General features: G+C 72.4%; 15 protein-coding genes. 10 read left to right on the top strand and 5 right to left on the bottom strand.

The window, feature by feature from the left end; translation table 11 throughout:
• Positions 1–25 precede the first annotated feature (25 nt).
• Positions 26–439 (bottom strand): hypothetical protein, encoded by a 414-nt coding sequence (locus Psi01_RS17665; protein WP_204065127.1) that lies wholly within the window; start codon positions 437–439, stop codon positions 26–28.
• Between the two features lie 124 nt (positions 440–563).
• Here Psi01_RS17665 and Psi01_RS17660 point away from each other — a divergent pair, with 124 nt between their 5' ends.
• Positions 564–3,446 carry a helix-turn-helix transcriptional regulator gene (locus Psi01_RS17660; RefSeq protein WP_204065126.1) on the top strand — a complete coding sequence of 961 codons (2,883 nt, stop codon included), beginning with the start codon at positions 564–566 and terminating at the stop codon, positions 3,444–3,446.
• On the opposite strand, the gene Psi01_RS17655 is transcribed toward Psi01_RS17660, so the two are convergent.
• Positions 3,433–5,484, bottom strand: a complete 2,052-nt coding sequence (locus Psi01_RS17655) for a neutral/alkaline ceramidase (RefSeq protein ID WP_204065125.1) — start codon at positions 5,482–5,484, stop codon at positions 3,433–3,435. The genes Psi01_RS17660 and Psi01_RS17655 overlap by 14 nt on opposite strands.
• A 171-nt stretch (positions 5,485–5,655) precedes the next feature.
• Between Psi01_RS17655 and Psi01_RS17650 the strand changes: the two genes are divergently transcribed.
• Positions 5,656–6,099: a hypothetical protein gene (locus tag Psi01_RS17650; protein ID WP_204065124.1), complete on the top strand. Its 444-nt coding sequence runs from the start codon at positions 5,656–5,658 to the stop codon at positions 6,097–6,099.
• Positions 6,100–6,220: 121 nt separating this feature from the next.
• The gene (locus Psi01_RS17645; protein ID WP_204065123.1) at positions 6,221–7,390 is read left to right on the top strand and encodes a carboxylate-amine ligase; all 1,170 of its coding nucleotides are present in this window, start codon (positions 6,221–6,223) and stop codon (positions 7,388–7,390) included.
• A gap of 92 nt (positions 7,391–7,482) precedes the next feature.
• Here the strand turns inward: Psi01_RS17645 and Psi01_RS17640 are convergent, their stop codons facing one another.
• On the bottom strand, positions 7,483–8,583 hold the full coding sequence (locus Psi01_RS17640; RefSeq protein WP_204065122.1) for an N-acetylglucosamine kinase: 1,101 nt from the start codon (positions 8,581–8,583) through the stop codon (positions 7,483–7,485).
• A gap of 78 nt (positions 8,584–8,661) precedes the next feature.
• Here Psi01_RS17640 and Psi01_RS17635 point away from each other — a divergent pair, with 78 nt between their 5' ends.
• The 6 genes from Psi01_RS17635 (at position 8,662) to Psi01_RS17610 (ending at position 15,252) form a co-directional block, all read left to right on the top strand.
• Positions 8,662–9,531 carry a MurR/RpiR family transcriptional regulator gene (locus tag Psi01_RS17635; RefSeq protein WP_239127799.1) on the top strand — a complete coding sequence of 290 codons (870 nt, stop codon included), beginning with the start codon at positions 8,662–8,664 and terminating at the stop codon, positions 9,529–9,531.
• On the top strand, positions 9,528–10,325 hold the full coding sequence (locus tag Psi01_RS17630) for a sugar isomerase domain-containing protein (RefSeq protein ID WP_239127798.1): 798 nt from the start codon (positions 9,528–9,530) through the stop codon (positions 10,323–10,325). The genes Psi01_RS17635 and Psi01_RS17630 overlap by 4 nt, the downstream gene beginning before the upstream one ends.
• Before the next feature lie 170 nt (positions 10,326–10,495).
• Positions 10,496–11,887, top strand: a complete 1,392-nt coding sequence (locus Psi01_RS17625; protein WP_204065121.1) for a cellulose binding domain-containing protein — start codon at positions 10,496–10,498, stop codon at positions 11,885–11,887.
• A gap of 125 nt (positions 11,888–12,012) precedes the next feature.
• On the top strand, positions 12,013–13,284 hold the full coding sequence (locus Psi01_RS17620; RefSeq protein ID WP_204065120.1) for a sugar ABC transporter substrate-binding protein: 1,272 nt from the start codon (positions 12,013–12,015) through the stop codon (positions 13,282–13,284).
• Positions 13,285–13,288: 4 nt separating this feature from the next.
• Entirely contained in the window at positions 13,289–14,260 is a 972-nt protein-coding gene (locus Psi01_RS17615; RefSeq protein ID WP_204065119.1) for a carbohydrate ABC transporter permease, read from the top strand.
• Between the two features lie 140 nt (positions 14,261–14,400).
• Complete coding sequence (locus Psi01_RS17610) at positions 14,401–15,252, top strand: carbohydrate ABC transporter permease (RefSeq protein WP_204065118.1); 852 nt, start codon at positions 14,401–14,403, stop codon at positions 15,250–15,252.
• A 149-nt stretch (positions 15,253–15,401) separates the two neighbouring features.
• Here the strand turns inward: Psi01_RS17610 and Psi01_RS17605 are convergent, their stop codons facing one another.
• Together Psi01_RS17605 and Psi01_RS17600 are read right to left on the bottom strand one after the other, a co-directional pair.
• Entirely contained in the window at positions 15,402–15,965 is a 564-nt protein-coding gene (locus Psi01_RS17605) for a carboxymuconolactone decarboxylase family protein (RefSeq protein ID WP_204065117.1), read from the bottom strand.
• An 881-nt stretch (positions 15,966–16,846) separates the two neighbouring features.
• Positions 16,847–18,133 carry an endonuclease Q family protein gene (locus Psi01_RS17600; RefSeq protein WP_204065116.1) on the bottom strand — a complete coding sequence of 429 codons (1,287 nt, stop codon included), beginning with the start codon at positions 18,131–18,133 and terminating at the stop codon, positions 16,847–16,849.
• Positions 18,134–18,381: 248 nt separating this feature from the next.
• Here Psi01_RS17600 and Psi01_RS17595 point away from each other — a divergent pair, with 248 nt between their 5' ends.
• Positions 18,382–20,178, top strand: coding sequence for a SpoIIE family protein phosphatase (locus Psi01_RS17595; protein ID WP_204065115.1), 1,797 nt, complete (start codon positions 18,382–18,384; stop codon positions 20,176–20,178).
• Positions 20,179–20,189: the final 11 nt, after the last annotated feature.

Raw genomic sequence — 20,189 nt, 5'->3', positions numbered from 1 at the left:
CACGGTCCCGGCCGGGGAGCCGCCTTCAGGAGGACCGGCGGAGCCCGGCGAACTGCAGGCCGGCGAAGGCCGCGACCGCTACGGCCTGGGCGATCACCAGGGCCGTGCCCAGGCCGGTCAGCGGGAACCAGCCGGCGACGAGGACCTCGACGCTGGCCACCACCCAGAGGGCGTTGACGGCGATCACGCCGCCCGCGGCGGCCCTGGAGATCACCGGCCGCGACGACAGCGCGAACAGGGCGGCGGCGAAGGCGACGAGGAACGCCCCGGCCGGATAGAGGAAGGCGGCCGGGAGGCCGAACATCTCGCCGAACAGCGCGGCGGCGGCGACGTAGAGGAGGCCGTTGGCGCCGGAGGCCACCGCGTCCAGCCGCAGGGCCAGGCGCAGCAGCGGGGCGGTGCGGGCGGCGGTGGCGGTGGTGCTCGCGATGGCGGTCATGAGCTGTTTCCTTTCATCGTGTTCCTGCACTCACGACGTTACGGAGATCGGCTCGGGACCGAATCAGTCATCATGACGGTAGACGTCATTGGTCGGGTGACCCCGATTAGGTAGATTCCGGACCATGTTGCGGGGGCGGGCCGGAGAACAGGCGGAGATCGACCGGCTGCTGGCGGCGGCCCGGGCGGGCACCAGCGGGGTTCTGGTCGTACGGGGTCAGGCGGGCATCGGCAAGTCGGCGCTCCTGGACTACGCGCACGAACGCGCCGAGGGCTTCCGGGTGCTCCGCGGGACCGGCGTCGAGCCGGAGGCCGAACTCCCCTTCGCCGCGCTGCACCTGCTGCTGCGCTCCGGCCTCGACCGGATCGACGCGCTTCCGCCGGCCCAGGCGGCGGCGCTGCGGGGCGCGCTCGGGCTCGGCGCCGCGGCGCCGGAGAACCGCTTCCTCGTCGGGCTGGCCACGCTGAGCATGCTGGCCGAGCTGGCCGGGGACGGATCCCTGCTCTGCCTGGTCGACGACGCCCAGTGGCTCGACCGGGCCTCGCTCGACACCCTGCTGTTCGCGGCCCGCCGGCTGGAGGCCGAGGGCGTCGTCCTGATCTTCGCGGCCCGCGAGGGACTGCCCGCCGCGGGCCTGCCCGAACTGCACCTGCACGGCCTGGACCGTACGGCCGCCGCCGGTCTGCTCTCCCCGGACATGTCCCCCGACGTGCGGGAGCGGATCATCGAGGAGGCGCAGGGCAACCCGCTGGCCCTCATCGAGCTGCCGGCCGCCCTCACCGCCGGGCAGCGCGCGGGCCGGTTGAACCCCGTCGAGGTGATCCCGGTGACCGGCCGGGTGCAGGAGGCCTTCGAGGCGCGGATCCGCTCCCTCCCCGAGCCGGCGCAGGAGGCGCTGCTGGTCCTGGCGGCCGACGGCCGGGGCACGCTGGGCGGGCTGGTGCGCGCGGGCGTCTCGCCCGCCGACCTGGAGCCGGCCGAGCGGGCCCGCCTGATCACGGTCGACGACGCGGGGGCGGCCTTCCGCCACCCGCTGATCCGGGCGGCCGCCTACCGGAACGCGCCGCTGGCCCGGCGGCTGGCCGCGCACCGCGCGCTGGCGCGGGCCCTCGACGGCGAGGAGGACGCCGACCGGCGGGCCTGGCACCTGGCCGCCGCCACGGCGGCGCCCGACGAGGAGGTGGCGGCCGAGCTGGAGCGGGCCGCCGAGCGGGCGCGCACCCGCACCGGCCACGCCGCCGTCGCCGCCGCCTACGAGCGCGCGGCCGAGCTCACCCCCGACCCGGCCAGGCGCTCGGCCCGCCTGGCCGCCGCCGCGGTGGCGGCCGGTGACGCGGGGCTGATGCGGCGCGCGAACGCGCTGGCCGCCGAGGTGTCCGGCGACCTCGACGACCCCGCGACGATCGCGCATCTGACCCAGGCCCGCGCCCACCTGGAGTTCGAGCGGGGCACCCCGGCCGCGGCGGGCCGGATCATCGCCGACGGCGCCCGGCGGGCGGCCGGGCATCCCGGGCGGCCGGTGACCGGTGGCCCGGAGCGGGCGGCCTACCTGTGGGTGGAGGCCATCCGATGCGCCTGGTTCTCGGGCGAGACCGGGCTGGCCGCGGAGGCGGAGGCCGAGCTCTCCAGGCTCATGGGGCACGCGCTCGCGGAACACGCGGGGCCGGCGGGGTCCGGAGCGGCTGCGGGAGCAGGGGCGGACGCGGGGGCCGGAGCGCCGGGGGCGGTCCCGTGGTTCAGGGCGCCGCTGCTGACCGGGACGCTGGGGCTGGCCAGGTTCGTCGCCGGGGACGTGGCCGCGGCGGTGCCGCTCATGACCACGCTGGCGGAGGGGTACGAGACCGCGGAGCTGGGGGTCCCGGGGCTGCTCATGGCCGCCTCGCTGGGCGTGCCCCTCGGCCGTCCCGACCTGTGCGAGAGGCTGGCCGCGCGAGTGATCGAGGACTGCAGGGAGCGCGGGATGGTCGCCTGGCTGACCCTCGCCGCCCAGGACCGCCTGGTGGCCAGGGTCGGCCAGGGAGAGTACGGCGAGGCCAGGTCCGAGCTGGACGAGGCGCTGGGCCTGGCCGCGGAGCTGCGCCAGGACCACCGGGTCGCCCACCTCACCTGCGTCCTGGCCTGGCTGCTGGCCCACCGGGGGGACGAACGGGGATGCCGGGAGGCCGCCGAGGAGGGCCTGCGCTACGCCGGGCCCCACGGGCTCGCCCTCGCCTCGGCCACCGGCGCCTGGGCGCTGGGCCTGCTCGAACTGAGCCTCGGCCGGGCGCAGGAGGCGTTGGCCCACCTGGAGGGCGTCTCACCGGAGCGGGCCTTCACCGCCGCCGTCCAGTTCGCCCCCGACCAGGTCGAGGCCGCCGTCCGGGCCGGTCATCCGGACCGCGCGCGGGAGCCGCTGGAGCGCTACCTCGAATGGGCGCGGCACGTGCGGCGGCCGGAGTCCGACGCGATCGCCCTGCGTTGCCGCGCCCTGGCCGAGGACGAGGAAGAGCACTTCGCGATGGCCGTCCACGCGCATGCCAAGGCCGAGGAGCACTCCACGGGCGCCGCGCCCGGGCACGGCGGGGTTGAGTTCGCACGGGCCGTCAGCGGGCACGGCGGAGGCGGGCAGCCGTACCAGCACGCCCGCACGCGGCTCGTCTACGGCGAGTGGCTGCGCCGGGCCAGGCGTCGTGCGGACGCCCGGACCCAGCTGCGCGCCGCACTTGAGATCTTCGACCGGCTCGGTGCGGAGCTGTGGGCCGAGCGGGCCCGCGCGGAGCTGCGCGCCACCGGGGACGTGCCCGCCGCTCCGCGCCGGGACGGCGACCCGCTCAGCGTGCTCACCCAGCAGGAGCGGCGGATCGTGGCCATGGCGGCGACCGGCGCCTCCAACCGCGACATCGCCGCCCGGCTGTTCCTCAGCCCGCGCACCGTGGGCTATCACCTGTACAAGGCGTTCCCCAAGCTCGGCGTCTCCTCCCGGGCGGAGCTGTCCGGCCGGCTGGACGGGCGGCTCACGACACCGTGAAGGGCCGGGAGGCGCCGGTGAACGGCGTGACCGGTCCGAGCAGGCGCTTCCGGTCCCCGGAGTGGACCACCCGGTAGGTCCCGGCCGGGGTGTCCGGCTCGACGTCCCAGGTGACGGTGGCCTTGGAGGTGCCCGTCACCCCGTTGACGCGGGTCCAGCGATATCGGGTCTCCCAGTCCCCGTCGTCCAGGTGGCGCCGCCACTGGCCGTCCACCAGGCGCTGCACCTCCAGGTAGGTGCCGTTGCGGCGCAGGTTGTTCTTCGGGTGGCCGGTGACGAACTCCACCGTCACGGTCTCCCCGCGCCGGTAGGAGGCCGCCGGCTGGACCAGCACGTCGCCGAAGGAGGTGGAGGGCATCGGGCTGTCGAGGACCACACCCGTCTGCAGGGTGAACTGCCGCGACGACAGGTCGGGCGGGACCGGCCCGGGGGCGGCCGGGACGCCGTCGCGCAGGGACGCCGCGAGCCTGGCGAACTCCTGCTGCTGGGCGGGCAGGGTGTAGGGGCCGTACAGCGTCGAGCCGCCCTCGTACTGCTGCAGGCCGTACTCCTCCGGTGTCGTCACGTACTGGCTGTAGGCGTTGGCGTAGCCCTGCATCAGCACGTTCTCCGTCGGCACGCCCAGCTCCTGGGCGATCGTGCGCCGGATCCGCAGCCCGGAGACGATGGTGTACTCCGCGGGCCCGGCCGCCAGGTAGAACTGGCCGATCTTGACGATCTGCAGCGGCAGGATGTTCGGGGTCGCCCGCACCGGTTCGGTGATCAGGCCGGTCGGCACCAGGTTCGCCTTGGGCGCCTGGCAGGCCAGCAGCGAGGCGGAGGCGGGGACCTCGAAGCGCTCCAGGAGCCTGCCGATCGGGCCCGTCATGCCCTCGCGGAAGCCGGGGATGGCCGGTCCGTCCTCGACGCTCCCGGCCAGGGTGGAGGCGCCGACCATGGCGGTGCAGGTACGGTGCTCCTTCCCGTCGGGGGTGTAGCGTCCCTCGACGGTCACGTTCTCCATGTCGACGTACCGGATCCGGGAGTCGACGCTCCCGGTGACCGGCGTCGTGGCGGCGTCGTAGACCTGCTTGGCCCTGGTGAACTGGCGCTCGCCGATGATCCGGGTGTTGTCGACCTCGTTCTCCGTCGGCCCCGAACCCGGTCGCAGGTTCAGGTTGGGCGACATGTCCCCGGCGTTGGTGTTCGGGAAGGCAGCCACGAAGCCCGGCGCCGGGTCCAGATAGCGCACGCCCTCGTGGTCGTGCTCCCAGGCGTAGGCCGCGTACCCCTTGTTGTCCGGGCCCACCAGGGTGTTGGTGTTCGTCATGGACGTGTTGTGGGTGGCGAACCAGCTGATCGCGCCCACGTCGGCGTCGCCCTGCCGGAAGCGCAGGACGGTCATCGCCGGGTCGATGGCGCCGGGGAAGGCGGCCCTGTCCTGGGCGGGGTTCCGCTCGAAGGCCGCCCGCGACCGGTTCACGCTGGCATCGGTCAGCTCGCCCCTGCCGATGGTGATGCTGCCCGGCTTGAGGTCCTCGTGGGCCTCGGCGACGGACTCGACGATGCCGTCCACGATCGCGTCGAAGGTGGCCTTCTGGAAGCCGAGGCTGGCCAGGTTGTAGGCCAGGTGGTGGGAGAAGCCGCCGGGGCCCGCGTGCGTGTGCGTGGCCGACAGCAGCACGTTCTGCTCGCCGTACAGCGACCCGTAGCGCTGGGCCAGCTCGGCGAGCACCTTCTGCCGGACCGCCTGGAAGATCATGGCGAGGTCGGCGTTGACGTACGCGACCCGCCTGCCGCTGGCCCGGTCCACCACGACGAAGGCCCGCGAGCGCTGCCGCTGGTGCAGCCCGGTGGCCTTCTGCTCGAAGCTGGAGTAGCCCATCATGCCGACCTCGGCGACCTCTCCCGTGACGTCGGAGATGCCGCGTCCCACCAGGTAGGGAGCCGGATCGGCGGGTGCGGCCCGGGCCACCGGCGGGCCGAGCGGGGACAGCGCGCCGAGGGTTCCGGCGAGCAGCAGGGACAGCGACCATCGTCTCGAACGCGCGAACCGCATGCATTCTCCTGGGGGGCCGAGGGCAGGAAATCGCAGCCGCAAAACATGAGTTGAGGTCATGTTGTGATCACCGCGCCGTCCTGTCAAGGGTTGTGAACCGCGGCGTGAACCTCGCTGTGGACCCACGGTGAACCCGCTGTGGACCCACGGTGAACCCGCTGTGAACCCTTCGTGGACCGCGTGGTGCACTTCGGGGAGAGCGCGGCGGAGGCTTTCCCGCACGTCGTGGACGATCTCTTTCCTGGATCGTTTAGGCAGGCCAGGATGGGTAGACGGCAGGCGGTCGACCCCCTCAAGGAAAAGAGTTCGGGCATGACTGACGAGAATCTGTGGAGCTACCGCCCGGATGTCTACGCCGGGGACCGGACGCTGGACCTCATCGGCTTCGACGTGGAGACGCCCGCCGACGGAAAGGTCGGAAGGGTGGCGGAGGAGAGCACCGTGCCCGGCGACAGCTACATCGTCGTCGACATGGGATCGCTGATCTCCCAGAAGAAGGTCAAGGTGCCTGCTGGCCTGGTCAGCCGGGTGGACCCCCGGGAGCGCCGGATCCACCTGTCCGTCAACAGGGCGGAGATTGAAACAGGACCCGTGACGAACGGGTCCGATGTGTGAGGCACGCGCCTGAGGGCAGCGAATTCTTGTAGCTCCAGTGGGAAATGGAGCCATCTATTAGTCGGGGGAAGGGGTCGGCGTGGTGCACGAGCGTTCCGCATTCCGCCTCCGGAGGATCACCGTGCCTCCGGGGAGCGCCGTACCTTCGAGGAAGGCCGGGTCGCGCCGCGCCCAGGTCACCGAGGTGCTGAAAACAGGAGTGGAGGAGGAGTTCTTCCTCGTCGATCCCCGGACCGGCGAGACGGTCCCCTACGTGGAACGGGTCATGGCCGTGGTCCGGTCCCGGGAGCTCGTCCAGCGGGAGTTCGCCTCCTGCCAGATCGAGACCTCCTCGACCCCGCACACCGACATGGACGCGCTGCTGCGCGAGGTGACGGGGCTGCGGGCCGAGCTGGCCGCCGCGGCGCGGGGGGCGGGCTGCGAGCTGGTCGCCTCCGGCTGCGCCCCGCTGGAGAACTCCGCGAGCGGCGCCCCGCTCACCCTGGGCCCGCGCTACCGGCGCATGGCCGGCGCGTTCGGGGCCGTCGCGCGCGGGGAGAAGTGCTGCGGCTGCCACGTCCACGTGGAGGTGCCCGACCGCGAGGAGGCGGTGCAGGTCTGCAACCACCTGCGGCCCTGGCTTCCCGTCCTGCACGCGCTGGCGGCCAACTCGCCCTTCACCGGCGGCGCCGACAGCGGGCACGCGAGCTGGCGCGCGATCGCGTTCGGGCGGTGGCCCAGCTTCGGCATACCGCCGTACTTCGAGTCCGCCGCCGACTACGAGGCCACCGTCGGGGTGCTGCTGCGCTCGGGCGTCATCCTGGACCGGGGGATGCTGTACTGGCTGATCCGGCCCTCGGACCACGTTCCCACGGTCGAGATCCGGGTGGGGGACGTGTGCGCCACCGCCGAGGAGACCGTCCTGTACGTCGCCCTCGTCCGGGCGCTGGTGGCCACCGCGCTGCGCGACATCCGGGCCGGGGTGTCCGCTCCCCGGGTGCCGGACGAGGTCCTGCGCGCCGCGTTCTGGAGAGCGGCGCACGACGGTCTCGAGGGACACGGGCTGGAGCCGGTCTCGGGGACCCTGATGCCGGCTTGGCGGCTGGTCGACGAGATGGTCGACCACGTCCGCGGGGCGCTGTCGGCGGCCGGGGACCTGGAGCGGGTCACCGCGGGCCTGGCCCGACTGCGCCGCGTCGGCTCGGGCGCGGCGCGCCAGCGCGAGGCCTACGCCGGGCGGGGGAGCATCCACGACGTGGTCACCGCCCTGGCCCGGCAGACCGCCCCCGACCTCGCCGCCGCCGTCCCCTGATCCGCCCCGCCCGGGCGTTCATCGGGTGATCCGGCCGGCGCTCGCGGAGCGGTGGGGCGCCGGTCGTCCGGTGATCCGCGGCATCCGGGTGTTCACGGGGTGACGAAGCGCCGGTGCAGGGCGGCCGCCTCCTCGGGACCGAGCAGCCGCCCGGCCGCCAGCCACGCGGCCGCCCCGGCGCCGTCGCCCGCGACCGTGACCGGCGCGTCCCGGCCGCGCAGGAGGTCCTGTACGGCGCGCCGTACCGGGCCCTCGCTCGTCAGGACGCTTCCGGCCAGCACGACCGGCGTGCGGTCGCCCGGCTCACGCACCTCGGACACGGTCGCGGCCAGCCGGGCCGCGGCCTCGGCCACGATGGCCCCGGCGGCGGGGTCCCCGGCCTCGGCCGCCCGGCTGACCAGCGGCGCCAGCTCGGCCAGCGCGCGCGGGGGCCGGGACTGCACCGCGGTGGCCAGCAGGTCGGCCAGCTCTCTGCCCGGCATGGTCGCCCACGCCCGCTCGTCGGCCTCCTCGTCCGGGGACAGCAGGTGGTGGACGACGAGCCGGGTCAGCGGGCCCATGCCGTCCGGCGCCCGGTCGTCTGCCTTCTGCGCGTCATCCGCTTTTTGAACGTCATCCGCTTTTTGAACGTCATCCGCCTCCTGCGCGTTGCCGGCTTCGTGAGCATCGCCCGTCACGCGGCCCGAGGTCTGCCTGATGGCGGCGCGGGCGGCGGCCCGGCCGAGCCAGAAGGCCGAGCCCTCGTCGCCCAGCAGCCAGCCGTACCCGTCGGCCAGTGCCACCGGCTGGTGGTTAATAATTTTCGCCGCGATGGCCCCGGTGCCGGAGATGAGGACCGTCCCCGACCGCGCGGCCGTACCCGCCGCGAAGGCCACCACCACGTCGCCCACCGCCCGGGCCGGGGCCGTCAGCCCGCAGTCGCGCAGGGCCCCGTCGAAGACCGCCCGCGCCGAGGGGTCCCGCAGGATCCCCGCGCCGGCCAGCCCGACGGTCACCGCCCCCACCTGTGCCGGATCCACCGAGGCCAGGGCCTCCCGCACGGCCAGGCCGAGGTTGGCGAACGCCTCCCGGGGGCCGGTCGCCATGGGGTTGCCGCCGCCCGCCCGTCCTCGCCCGACCACCCTTCCCGCCGCCGTGACGGCCACGGCGCGAGATGATGTCCCGCCGGCGTCCACGCCGAGCACCACAGTCATGTCAAAAATTATTCTCCAGAAGCCTTGACGACGCTAGATGGTGAGCATAATTTTCACCATCAACGGAGGAGGAACGCGGTGGAACTCCTGAACAGGATCGGGATCGAGCAGGCCGAGATGCCGGAGGCGCTGCGGAAGGTGGCCGAGGTGATCCTCGCCGACCCCGCCGAGGCCGCCCGGTCGACGATCGTCGACCTGGCCGAGCGCAGCGGCACCTCGACCGCCACGATCACCCGGTTCTGCCGCGCGCTCGGGTTCGGCGGCTACGCCGAGCTGCGGGTCGCGCTCGCCACCGAGACCGGCCGGGTCGCCCAGCAGCGGTGGGAGACCGACATCGGGCAGGAGATCCTGCCCGGCGACGGGCTCGACCGGGTGCTGGGCGTGGTGGCGGGCAACGACATCCGCCTGATCCAGGAGACCGCGGCGCAGCTCGACCTGGCCACGGTGGAGAAGGTCGCCGGTGCGATCGCCCAGGCCGGCCGGGTGCTGCTGTTCGGCGTCTCCAGCAGCGCGGCGGTGGCCAGCGAGATGGAGTACCGCCTCCAGCGCATCCGGGTCCCCACCTGGAGCAGGTCCGACGCGCACAGCGCGCTCACCGACGCCGCGCTGCTCGGCCAGGGCGACGTGGCGATCGGGATCTCGCACAGCGGCAGGACCCGCGAGGTCATCGAGGTGCTGGCCGAGGCCGGCAGCCACGGCGCGATCACCGTGGCGGTCACCTCGCACCCCCGTTCACCGCTGGCCGAGGTGGCCGAGCTGGTCGTCACCACCTCCAGCAGGGAGACGACCTTCCGCTCCGACGGCTTCGCCGCGATCCACTCCCAGTTGCTCGTCCTGGACGTGGTCTACGTCTCGGTCGCGCAGCGCACCTACGAGCGCACCCGGAAGGCGTTCGATCTGACCGTCCGCGCGGTGACCGGGCACCGCCTCCCGGAGGGAGACATGTGACCGCAGAACTCGACGTGACACGGGGCGAGACGGCGGGAGTCCCGCCCCCCGACCCGGACGCCTACGTCCGCCACATCGCCGATCTCGTCCGGGCCATCCCCACGGAGCAGGCCGAACCCATCGGGCGGGCCGCGGCCCTGGTCGCCAAGGCGCTGGAGCGCGAGGGCATCGTCCAGGCGTTCGGCTCCGGCCATTCCGAGGCCGTCGCGATGGAGATCGCCGGTCGCGCGGGCGGGCTGGTGCCCACCAACCGGCTCGCGCTGCGGGACATCGTCCTGTACGGCGGAGCCGACCCGCGCGAGCTCGAACGCTACGACCTCGAACGCGATCCCGAGATCGCGCACCGGATCCTCGACCTCGCCCCCGTCGCCGACGGCGACCTGTTCGTGATCATCTCCAGCTCGGGCGTCAACGGCGTCGTCGTCGAGCTGGCCACCCTGGTGAAGGAACGCGGTCACGACCTGATCGCGATCACCTCGCTCGCCCACAGCTCCGCGGTGGCGGCCAAGCATCCCTCCGGCCGCAAGCTGTGCGACCTCGCCGACGTGGTGCTCGACAACCGGGCCCCCTACGGCGACGCGGTCCTGCCCCTGCCCGGCGGCGGCGCCGTCGCGGCCGTCTCCACGATCACCTCGGCGCTGCTCGCGCAGCTCGTCGTCACCGGGGCGGTGGCCGAACTGCTCGCGGCCGGCCGGGTGCCGCCGGTGTACCTGTCGGCGAATGTCCCCGAGGGGGACGCGCACAACCTCGCTCTCGAAGCCCGCTACGCGGGCCGCATCCGCCGGGGCGGCTGATCGGCCACGGGTGTCCGTCCACCCGGCTGACCGCCGCGGGCGTCCGTCCGCTCGCACCTCCGCCCCGCACCGCCCGGCGAATCCGCTCTTCGCCGCGCCATCCGGCGGACGGAACGCTCCGTTCGCCGTGCCAGGAAACATCTCGGGGGTCGCTCGCTAGGAGATCAACCGTGCCCCGACGTCTCTGGAAAACCGTCCTCGCCCTCTCCCTCCCCCTCGTTCTGGCGGCGGTGGCCCTGGCCTCCCCGGCCTCGGCCGCCCAGTCGCTGCGCCTGCAGTACAAGAACAGCTCCACCGGGGCCACCACCGCGCAGGCCGAGCCCTGGTTCAAGCTCACCAACACCGGCACCACGTCCATCCCGCTCAACCAGGTCAAGATCCGCTACTACTTCACCGGTGATACCGCCTACCGGTTCGCCTGCTCGTGGGCGGTGGTCGGCTGCTCCACGGTGACCGGGCAGTTCGCCACGCTGTCGAGCCCGGTGCCGACGGCCGACCGGTACCTGGAGGTCGGCTTCACCTCCGGGACGCTGGCCCCGGGCGCGAACACCGGTGACATGCAGCTGCGGTTCCACCGCGCCGACTGGCAGAACTTCACCCAGTCCGACGACTACTCCTTCGGAACCCAGACCTCCTACACCGACTGGAGCAAGGTCGCCGTCTACGTCGGCGGGCAGCTCGCCTGGGGCACGCCGGCCGGCGGCACGGGCCCCGACCCCTCGCCGACGCCCACGATCACCCCGACGGGCAACCCCGGCGGCCAGGGCACGCTGTTCGACGACTTCGCCTACACCGGGTCGTCCGACCCGCGGCTGGCGCAGCGCGGCTGGACGGTGCGCTCCAGCTCGGGCGGTCCCGGGGTGCCCGGCGCGACCTGGTCGCCCTCCGCGGTCACCTTCCCGTCGGTGAGCGGGAACCAGGTCCTGCAGCTCGACTCCTCCACCGACGGCACCGGCGCGGGCACCGTGCACACCGAGCTGTCCACCTCGGCCCGCAAGTTCTTCGAGGGCACCTACGCGGCCCGGGTGAAGTTCAGCGACACCCCGCTGTCCGGCCCCGACGGCGAGCACGTCGTGCAGACGTTCTTCACCATCACCCCGCTGCAGCAGAACATGGACCCGAACTACGGCGAGCTGGACTTCGAATACCTGCCCAACGGCGGCTGGGGCGAGCCCGCCAACATCCTGTACGCCACGAGCTGGGAGACCTACCAGGCCGACCCCTGGCAGGCGGTCAACACCCACACCGAGGAGCGCGCCAGCTTCGCCGGATGGCACGACCTGGTCATCCAGGTCTCCGGGGGCCGGATCAAGTACTACGTCGACGGGCGCCTGTTCGCCGACCACGGTGACATCTACTACCCCGAGACGCCCATGTGGATCATGTTCAACCAGTGGTTCATCGACCTGCAGGGCGGCTCCACCCCGCGCACCTACCGGCAGCAGGTCGACTGGGTCTACCACAGCAAGAACGAGGTCGTCTCGCCCGCCGGGGTGCTGAGCCGGGTCAACGCCTTCCGCGCCGCGTCCACCACGTTCACCGACACCGTCCCCGCCTCCTGAGGCTCATCGACACCGTCCCCGCCCCCTGAGGTGCCGGTACGGCGTCCGCCACTCGGCCGCGGGCGCCGTACCGGCACCACCACCTTCCGGACAAGCCGAACCACCCCCCTGAAAAGAGAAGGCCCATGAAGCACCGCCTCCTGGCCGCCGCGGCCGTGCTGGCCCTGGCCGCCGGCACCGGCGCCTGCGGTTCCGACGCGGGATCGGGCAGCGCCGCCCCCGCGAGCACGGGACCCGCCAAGCTCACCGTCTGGATCATGGACGGGAGCGTCACCGACGAGCTCATCAAGCAGTTCGAGACCGACTACGAGGCCGCCCACAAGGGCGTCGACCTCGACATCCAGATCCAGGCGTGGGACGGCATCGGCGAGCGCGTCACCGCCGCCCTGGCCAGCACGGACGCACCCGACGTGATCGAGGTCGGCAACACCCAGGTCGCGCAGTACGCCTCCAGCGGCGGGGTCAGGGACCTCACCGACAAGGTCGCCGACCTCGGTGGCACCGACTGGATCCCCGGCCTGGCCCAGCCGGGCAACATCGACGGCCGGCAGTACGGCATCCCCTGGTACGCCGCCAACCGGGTCGTCGTCTACAACAAGGAGCTGTTCGAGAAGGCGGGCGTCAGCGCCCCGCCCAAGACCCGCGACGAGTGGCTGGAGATCACCGCCAAGCTCAACAAGGGCGGCAACCAGGGCATCTATCTCACCGGGCAGACCTGGTACGCGCTGGCCGGGTTCATCTGGGACGAGGGCGGCGACTTCGCCGTCAAGGACGGCGAGAAGTGGAAGGGCGCCCTCGACACCCCGCAGGCGCTGGCCGGCATGGACTTCTACAAGCGGCTCCAGGCGCTCGGCAAGGGCCCGAAGGACGCCGACGAGGCCAACCCGCCGCAGCACGAGGTCTTCGCGCAGGGCAAGGTCGCCCAGATGATCAACGTGCCGGGCGGCGCGGCCCGGGTGCTGGAGGTCGAGCCGGGGATGAAGGACAAGATCGGGTTCTTCCCGATCCCCGGCAAGACGGCCGACAAGCCCGGCGCGGTGTTCACCGGCGGCTCCGACCTGATCATCCCGGAGGCGTCGAAGAACCCCGACGCCGCCTACGAGGTGGTCAAGGCGCTGGCGGGGGAGAAGTTCCAGACCGACCTGGCCAAGACGATGAACTTCGTGCCGAACCGGACGTCGCTGGCGCACGTGCTCGACGCCGACGAGGGCACCGCCGCGATGGCGAAGGGCGCCTCCAACGGCAGGGCCACCCCCAACACGCCCAACTGGGCGGCGGTCGAGGCCACCTTGGTGATCAAGCAGTACATGACCGCGGTGCTCACCGGCAAGGACCCGGCGACCGAGGCCCGCAAGGCCAGTGAGTCCATCACCGCGACGCTCAACAGCGGGTCGTAGCGCGGTGAGCGTCCCCGCCGCCACCCGGGCCCCGGCCCCGCCCCGCCGCGGGCCGGGGCGCCCGGTCCCGCCCGGCAGGCCCCGCCGCCCCCGCAGGCTCTGGCCGTACCTGCTGATCGCCCCCACCGTGGTGGGCGGAGTCTTCCTGCTGCTGTATCCCCTCTTCCGCGCCGCGACGATCTCCTTCCAGCACTTCCGGATGGGTGAGCTGATCAGGGGCGGCGCGGAGCTCGTCGGCCTGGACAACTACCGGGAGCTGCTGGCGGGCGGGGAGTTCTGGACGGTGGTGCTGCGGACCTTCGTCTGGACCGGGATCAACGTGGTGCTCATCATGGGCCTGTCGACGGCCGTCGCCCTCATGCTGGCGAGGCTGGGACGACGCATGCGGCTGGCCCTGATGAGCGCGCTCGCGCTCGCCTGGGCCACACCGATCATCGCGGCCACGACGATCTTCCAGTGGCTGTTCCAGTCCGAGCTCGGCATCGTCAACTGGCTGCTGACCAGGCTGGGCTTCGAGTCCTTCCAGGGATACTCGTGGTTCGCCGACGGCCAGGCGATGTTCGGGGTCCTGGTGGTGCTCGTGGTCTGGCAGTCGGTTCCGTTCGCCGCGCTCACCCTCTACGCCGGCCTGACCACGATCCCGGCGGAGCTGTACGAGTCGGCCAGGATCGACGGCGGCACCGGCCGGCAGATCTTCACCAGGGTGACCTTCCCGATCCTGCGCCCGATGTTCGCGCTGATCACCTCGCTGGAGGTGATCTGGGTCTTCAAGTGCTTCCCGCAGATCTGGGTCCTCAGCCAGGGCGGCCCCGACGGCGCGACGACCACGCTGCCGGTCTACGCCTTCCGGATCGCCAGGGCCCTGCACCGCTATGACCTGGGATCGGCCGTAGCGATGCTCACCGTCGTCGTCCTCGCCGTCGCGCTGATCAGCAACCTGCGGCGGATGCTCAGGCAGGAAGGAGCCGAGCCGTGAGAGGCGTGTCCGGGAGGGACGTGTCAGCGGAGGGCGTGTCCGGGGAGGACGTGTCCAGGAGAGGTGTGGCCGTGAGGGGTGTGTCCGGGAGAGGTGTGTCCGTGAGTGGCGTGTCTGGGAGAGGCGTGTCTGGGAGAGGCGTGTCCGCGAGGGGAGGCGGCCGGAAGCCGAGGGCCCGGGGAATCGCCCTCAACGCCGCGGCCGCGACCGTTCTCATCGTGATGATCTTCCCGGTCTACTGGATGTTCGCCACCGCGTTCAAGCCCACGGCCGAGATCCAGTCCGAGACGCCCGGCCTGTGGCCCGCGCATCCGACGCTGGAGCACTTCGCCACCGCGGTGAGCGCCGACGGGTTCTGGACGTTCTGGCGCAACAGCCTGCTGGTCACCGGCGGCGCGGTGCTGCTGGCCCTGGTGGTGGCGCTGCTGTCGGCCTTCGCCGTGGCCAGGATGCGCTGGCGCGGCCGGGGGGCGTTCATCGTCATGGTCTTCGCCGCGCAGATGGCGCCGTGGGAGGCGCTTCTGGTGCCGATGTTCATCATCGCCCGGGACACCGACCTGCTCGACTCCCTGGCGATGCTGACCGGCGTCTACTTCATGATCACGCTGCCGTTCACGATCGTGACGCTGCGCGGGTTCCTGGCGGCCATCCCCACCGAGGTGGAGGAGGCGGCCCTGGTCGACGGCTGCACCCGCCTGGCGGCCTTCCGCCGGGTGGTCTTCCCGCTGCTCGCGCCCGGCCTGATGGCCACCTCGCTGTTCGGGTTCATCACCGCGTGGAACGAGTTCGCGTTCGTCAACGTGCTGATCATCAAGGACCAGGACAAACGGACGCTGCCGGTGTGGTTGTCGTCCTTCCGCGACGTGTTCGGCACCGACTGGGGCGCCACCATGGCCGCCGCGACGCTGTTCGCCCTGCCGGTGCTGGTGCTCTTCCTCTTCCTGCAACGCAGGGTCGGCGCGGGAATGATCGCCGGTGCGGTGAAGGGGTGAGACCCGCGACCGCGGTCCGCGGCCTTCCGGGGTGGTACTCCGCGGCCTTTCGGGGCGGCACTCCACGGCCTTGCGGAGTGGCACTCCGTGGTCTTTCGGAGCGGTACGGCATGCGCCACGGGGACGGGGCCGCAGCCGCGGTCGCGGGATCAGGCGGCCTCGTCCTCCCAGGCGAAGTCCCGGAGGGCGGGGTCGAGGGTGGCGTCGGTCATCCTGTTGGCGAAGGTGGAGATCGTGTAGGTGCCGATCCCCAGGACGACCTCCAGGGCGTTCCGCGGGGTGTATCCGGCCTCCAGGAACGCCCGCATCTCCTTGTCGCCGACCGCGCCGCGGCTGTCCATGACGGCGTGGGTGAAGACGCGCAGCGCCTCCAGGCGGACGTCCTCCAGCGGCCGGCGGGCCCGCAGGTCCTCGATGAGATCGGGTGAGGCCTGCAGCCCGGTCAGGACGGCGCTGTGCATCGCCACACAGACGTGGCAGCCGTTGCGGGTGGCGATCGTCAGGATGAGGACCTCGCGGTCGAGCGGGGGCAGGGTGGACTGCTCGAAGACGGCGTTGACCGTCAGGAAGCCCTTGAGCACCTCGGGCGAGACGGCCATCCGCGCGACCGGGTCGGGGATGTAGCCGAACTTCTTGCGGGTGGCCTCCATGGTGGACCGGGCGGTGGCCGGTGCGTTTTCGGCGGTGTGACTGACGAAGACGTCCTGGGACATCGTGACCTCTCTGCGGGGATGGTGCCGCATGCGGGGGCGTGCAGCTAACTGGTCAACTCGGTTGACTAGATGGTAAACGTGGTTGACCTATTTGGCAATGCGCGGAGTCCGGAAGGCGGGAGGGGGAGAGGGGCTTGGAGCGGCAGGCGGGTACGGCGGCGCGGGATCGGCCGGCGGGCTCGCTTTCGGGATGGGTCCGCAGTGGGTCGGGTGTCGCCCGCCCGTGGGGCGTGTCCGTGGTGGGCCGGGTGTCGCCCGCCCGGGCTGTGCCGCACGGCAGTCTGTTGAAACGGTGATGCGTGCCGGGCGGTGAGGTGCGTCCGTGAGGTGCGTCCGGGGTTGACCGGGTGTCGCCCGCCCGTGGGGCGTGTCCGTGGTGGGCCAGGTGTTGCCCACTCGGGCTGCGTTGCACGGCGACCGGGTGAAGACGTCCGAGGTCCGGTCAAGGGTCGTAGGCGATCGGTGACCGGATGCCGTGCCGCCGGGTGCCGCGGTGACATGGTGGTGCGGTGGTGTGGTGGCGATCAACGCCGCCATGTTCTGGGCGAGGCGCTCGGCGGTCAGCTGCGGACCTTGCTCAAGAACGGCCCTCGATACCTGGCGTTCGTCGAATCCGGAGTGGCCGGCGCCTCGGTGTCGTGAGCAGGCTTGTCTGTCGTGAGGCGCAGCCGGGTGGGCGACACCCGGCCCACCCCGGACGTGCCTCACGGGTGGGTGACACCCGGCCCACCCCGGACCCGCCCCCGCAGGTGGGCGACACCCGGCCTGCCACGGACGCACCTCACACCTCACGGGCGGGCCCTTCGCCCGGGTGGACCCGCCCCACCGGTGGACCCGCCAGCCGCTCCCGTGCCCACCCTCGGCCTCAGGACCCACTCGTCCTAGAAGAGGGCCGGGGTGGCGGAGGTGTTGATCCGTTCCAGCTCACCGGGCTTGAAGAAGCCGATCGTGCCGAACGTGCCGTCGTACCCGGGGTCCCGGATCACCTCGCCGCGGCGCAGCCGGGCGACGGCCTCCGCCAGCGGCGGTGAGTGCTGCGCGATCTCGTCGACCGGCACCTCCTGCAGGATCGCCAGCTCGGGACCCAGGGCGGCGGTGAGGGTGTCGACCTCGTTGAGGACCTTCTTGCTCTTGCTCCCCACGCCGAGGATCTCGCCCACGATCTCCGGCAGCGGGACGAGGCTGTGGAAGCCGGAGGCGCCGTCGGGGTCGGCGCCTTCCGGGCGGTCGGCCAGGTCCTCGACCCGGCTCAGCACGCCAACGGTGAGCGGCCTGCCGCACACGGGGCACACGCCGCCGCGACGGAGGGTCTCCCGAGGGTCCATCCGGACGCCGCACTTGCGGTGCCCGTCGAGGTGGTACTTGCCCTCCTCAGGGAAGAACTCCACCGTTCCGGCGTACCCGGAGCCGGTTTGCAACGCTTCCAGGACCGCGAAATAGTCCAGGTCCGTCTCGAACACCGTGGTCTCGCGGGCCACCATGGGCGGCGAGTGCGCGTCGGAGTGGCTGACCAGCCTGTAGCGGTCGAGGCCGGACACCCGCCGGTTCATGGCGGGGTCGCTGGACAGCCCGGTCTCCAGAGCGAAGATGTGGCGGGACAGGTCGCCGTAGCACTCCTCGATCGAGTCGAACCCGGACTTGGAGCCGAACACGCCGAACCACGGCGTCCAGACGTGGGCGGGCACCAGATAGGCCCCCTGCCCGCTGCTCAGCGTGATCTCCAGCAGGTCGCGGGAGTCCAGGCGCAGGACGGGCCGGCCGTCCATCTCCAGGTTGCCGGCCCGTTCCAGGCGGCGGTTGAAGGCTGCGGCCGCCTCGAAGTCCGGCATGTACACCAGGTGGTGGATCTTGCGGGTGCGCTCACCGCGGCTGTAGACCGTGGAGACCTCGGTGGACAGCATGAAGCGCACCGTGCCGGAGGCCAGGCCGGGCGGCAGCGTCCTGGAGATCTCCCGGTCCAGCTCGTCGCGGAGCCGGAACAGTCCCGGCTCCGCCGGGACGAGGCTCTCGCGCAGCCGGTCGAACCACACCGGGTGCGTGAGGTCGCCGGTGCCCATCAGGGTGACGCCCTTGTGCCGCGCCCACCACGTCAGATGCTCCAGATCGCTGTCCTTGCTACAGGCCCGGGAGTACTTGGAATGGATGTGCAGGTCGGCATGGAAACGCACTAGGACACTCTTTCGCAGGCCGGGTTCCGGATCATCGGCTCCACCTCCGCGCACCGGGGTGCGACGGGGTTCCGCCGTCGCGATTCAGTCAGAGACAGGTACGTTCTGCCCCAAATTCAGCGCGTCTATCGGGTCGTTCTCCGGCCCCATAGTCATGATCATCGTGGGTCGTCCCGGCACCCGGCCCGATCGGGTGGCGGCCCTGGCATGTGAGGACGCCGGGAGTGAATGGGAACCCTGCGCGGCCGGTGAGCCGCACACGGGCCCCGACGAACATGAAGAAGGGCGAGGTCGCGATGGCGGACAAGGCCGGTACCGCCGACGAGCACGGAGACGACGACGGCACGCTGCCGGACGGGGCGCTGCTGCGGGCGGTCTTCGCCGACCTGGGGGCCGGTGTGTATCTCACCGACCACACCGGGCGCATCACCGCGGTCAACCCCCGGGCCGTCACGTTGCTGGGCCGCCCGGCGGCGGCGCTGCTGGGCGCCGAGGACCACGACCTGCTGCACCGGGGTACCGGCGGTGAGGTGATCCCCCGTACGGCCTGCCAGGTGGCGGAGGTGCTGGAGCACGGACGCGTCGTCCGCGGTGAGATCGAGTGCGACACCTTCCTGGACGGCGGCGGCCACCTGCTGCCGGTCGCGTGGGTGGCCTCGCCGATCCGCCGGGACGGCAGGATCCGCGGCGCGGCGGTGCTGTTCGTCGACGCCACCGACCGCCAGGCCGCCGCGCGGCGTCAGGCGGACCAGCTGGCGGCTCTGGAGGATCTCACCGAACGGCTGACGGCGCTCACCGAGATCACCACCGTGCTGACCCAGACCCTGGACGTGGACGAGGCGCTGGGCCGGCTGGGCCGGCTGACCGTGCCGCGGCTGGCCGACTGGGCGGCGGTGGATCTGTACGCCGGTCCCCACGACATCCGCCGGGTCACGATCGCCGCGCCCCAGGGGCACGGCGGCGGGCAGGTCTGGCAGGGACCCCTGCCGCCGCTCACCGACTCCTCCCAGGCGCCGCTGGCCCACGTGCTGCGCAGCGGCGAGGCCGTACTGCTCGGTCCCGACGACGTCGCCGCCCCCGCCGACACGCCTCTGGCCGTCGCGCACCGCGAGCTGTACACCGCCTTCGGCGCCGCGTCGATGATCATCGCCCCGCTGCGCACCTCCCGGCAGGTGCTGGGCGCCCTCACCGTGGCCCGTGTCGACCCGGCGCACCCCTTCGACGTCGCCGACCTGACGCTGATCACCGACATCGGCCGCCGGGCTGGTCTGGCCGTGGACAACGCCCGTCTTTTCGGCCAGCAGCGCGACGTGGCCGAGACCATGCAGCGCCATCTGCTGGCACCGCTGCCGTGCGTGGACCACCTGGGGCTGGCGGCCCGTTACCGGCCGGCCCCGAAGGGATCCCAGGTCGGCGGGGACTGGTACGACGCCTTCCTGCTGATGGACGGCGTCACCGCGCTGGTCATCGGCGACGTCGCCGGGCACGACCTCAAGGCGGCGGCCGACATGGCCCAGTTGCGCAACATGCTGCGCTCCCTGGCGTGGGACCGCCGGGAGCCGCCCAGCGTCATCATCGACCGCCTGGACAACGCGATGATCGCCGTCAGCGACATCCCGATGGCGACCATGGTCATGGCGCGCGTCGAGGGACCGCAGGAAGGGCCGTGGCAGCTGCACTGGGTCAGCGCGGGGCACCCGCCGCCGTTGCTGGTCACCGCCGACGGTCACACCCGTTATCTGGAATCGGGACAGAACCTGCTGCTCGGGGTGGGGCTGGAGGACGGCACGTCCCGTTACGACGCCATCGAGCCGTTGCCCGAGCGCAGCACCCTGCTGCTGTACACCGACGGTCTCATCGAGACCGCCGGCGCCGATCTGGACGTCGGCATGAACCGGCTGCGCCGTCACGCCGCGGCGCTGGCCTGCCGCCCGCTGGACGAATTCTGCGACCAGTTGCTGGAGCGCATGGCATCGGACGGCACGGACGACATCGCTCTGCTGGCCATGCGCCTGCCCGGCGCCGGTACGGGCGCGGATGTCTAGGCGGTGCGCGT

This window comes from Paraplanobispora siamensis (genome assembly GCF_016863175.1).
GTDB classification, from domain to species: domain Bacteria; phylum Actinomycetota; class Actinomycetes; order Streptosporangiales; family Streptosporangiaceae; genus Planobispora; species Planobispora siamensis.
This window is presented reverse-complemented; position numbering and strand designations above follow the sequence as displayed.

Bases quoted from the DNA above. Each gene is read 5' to 3' on its own strand.
- Psi01_RS17665 (WP_204065127.1), bottom strand. From the start codon at position 439: ATGACCGCCATCGCGAGCACCACCGCCACCGCCGCCCGCACCGCCCCG.
- Psi01_RS17660 (WP_204065126.1), top strand. From the start codon at position 564: ATGTTGCGGGGGCGGGCCGGAGAACAGGCGGAGATCGACCGGCTGCTG.
- Psi01_RS17655 (WP_204065125.1), bottom strand. From the start codon at position 5,484: ATGCGGTTCGCGCGTTCGAGACGATGGTCGCTGTCCCTGCTGCTCGCC.
- Psi01_RS17640 (WP_204065122.1), bottom strand. From the start codon at position 8,583: ATGACTGTGGTGCTCGGCGTGGACGCCGGCGGGACATCATCTCGCGCC.
- Psi01_RS17620 (WP_204065120.1), top strand. From the start codon at position 12,013: ATGAAGCACCGCCTCCTGGCCGCCGCGGCCGTGCTGGCCCTGGCCGCC.
- Psi01_RS17605 (WP_204065117.1), bottom strand. From the start codon at position 15,965: ATGTCCCAGGACGTCTTCGTCAGTCACACCGCCGAAAACGCACCGGCC.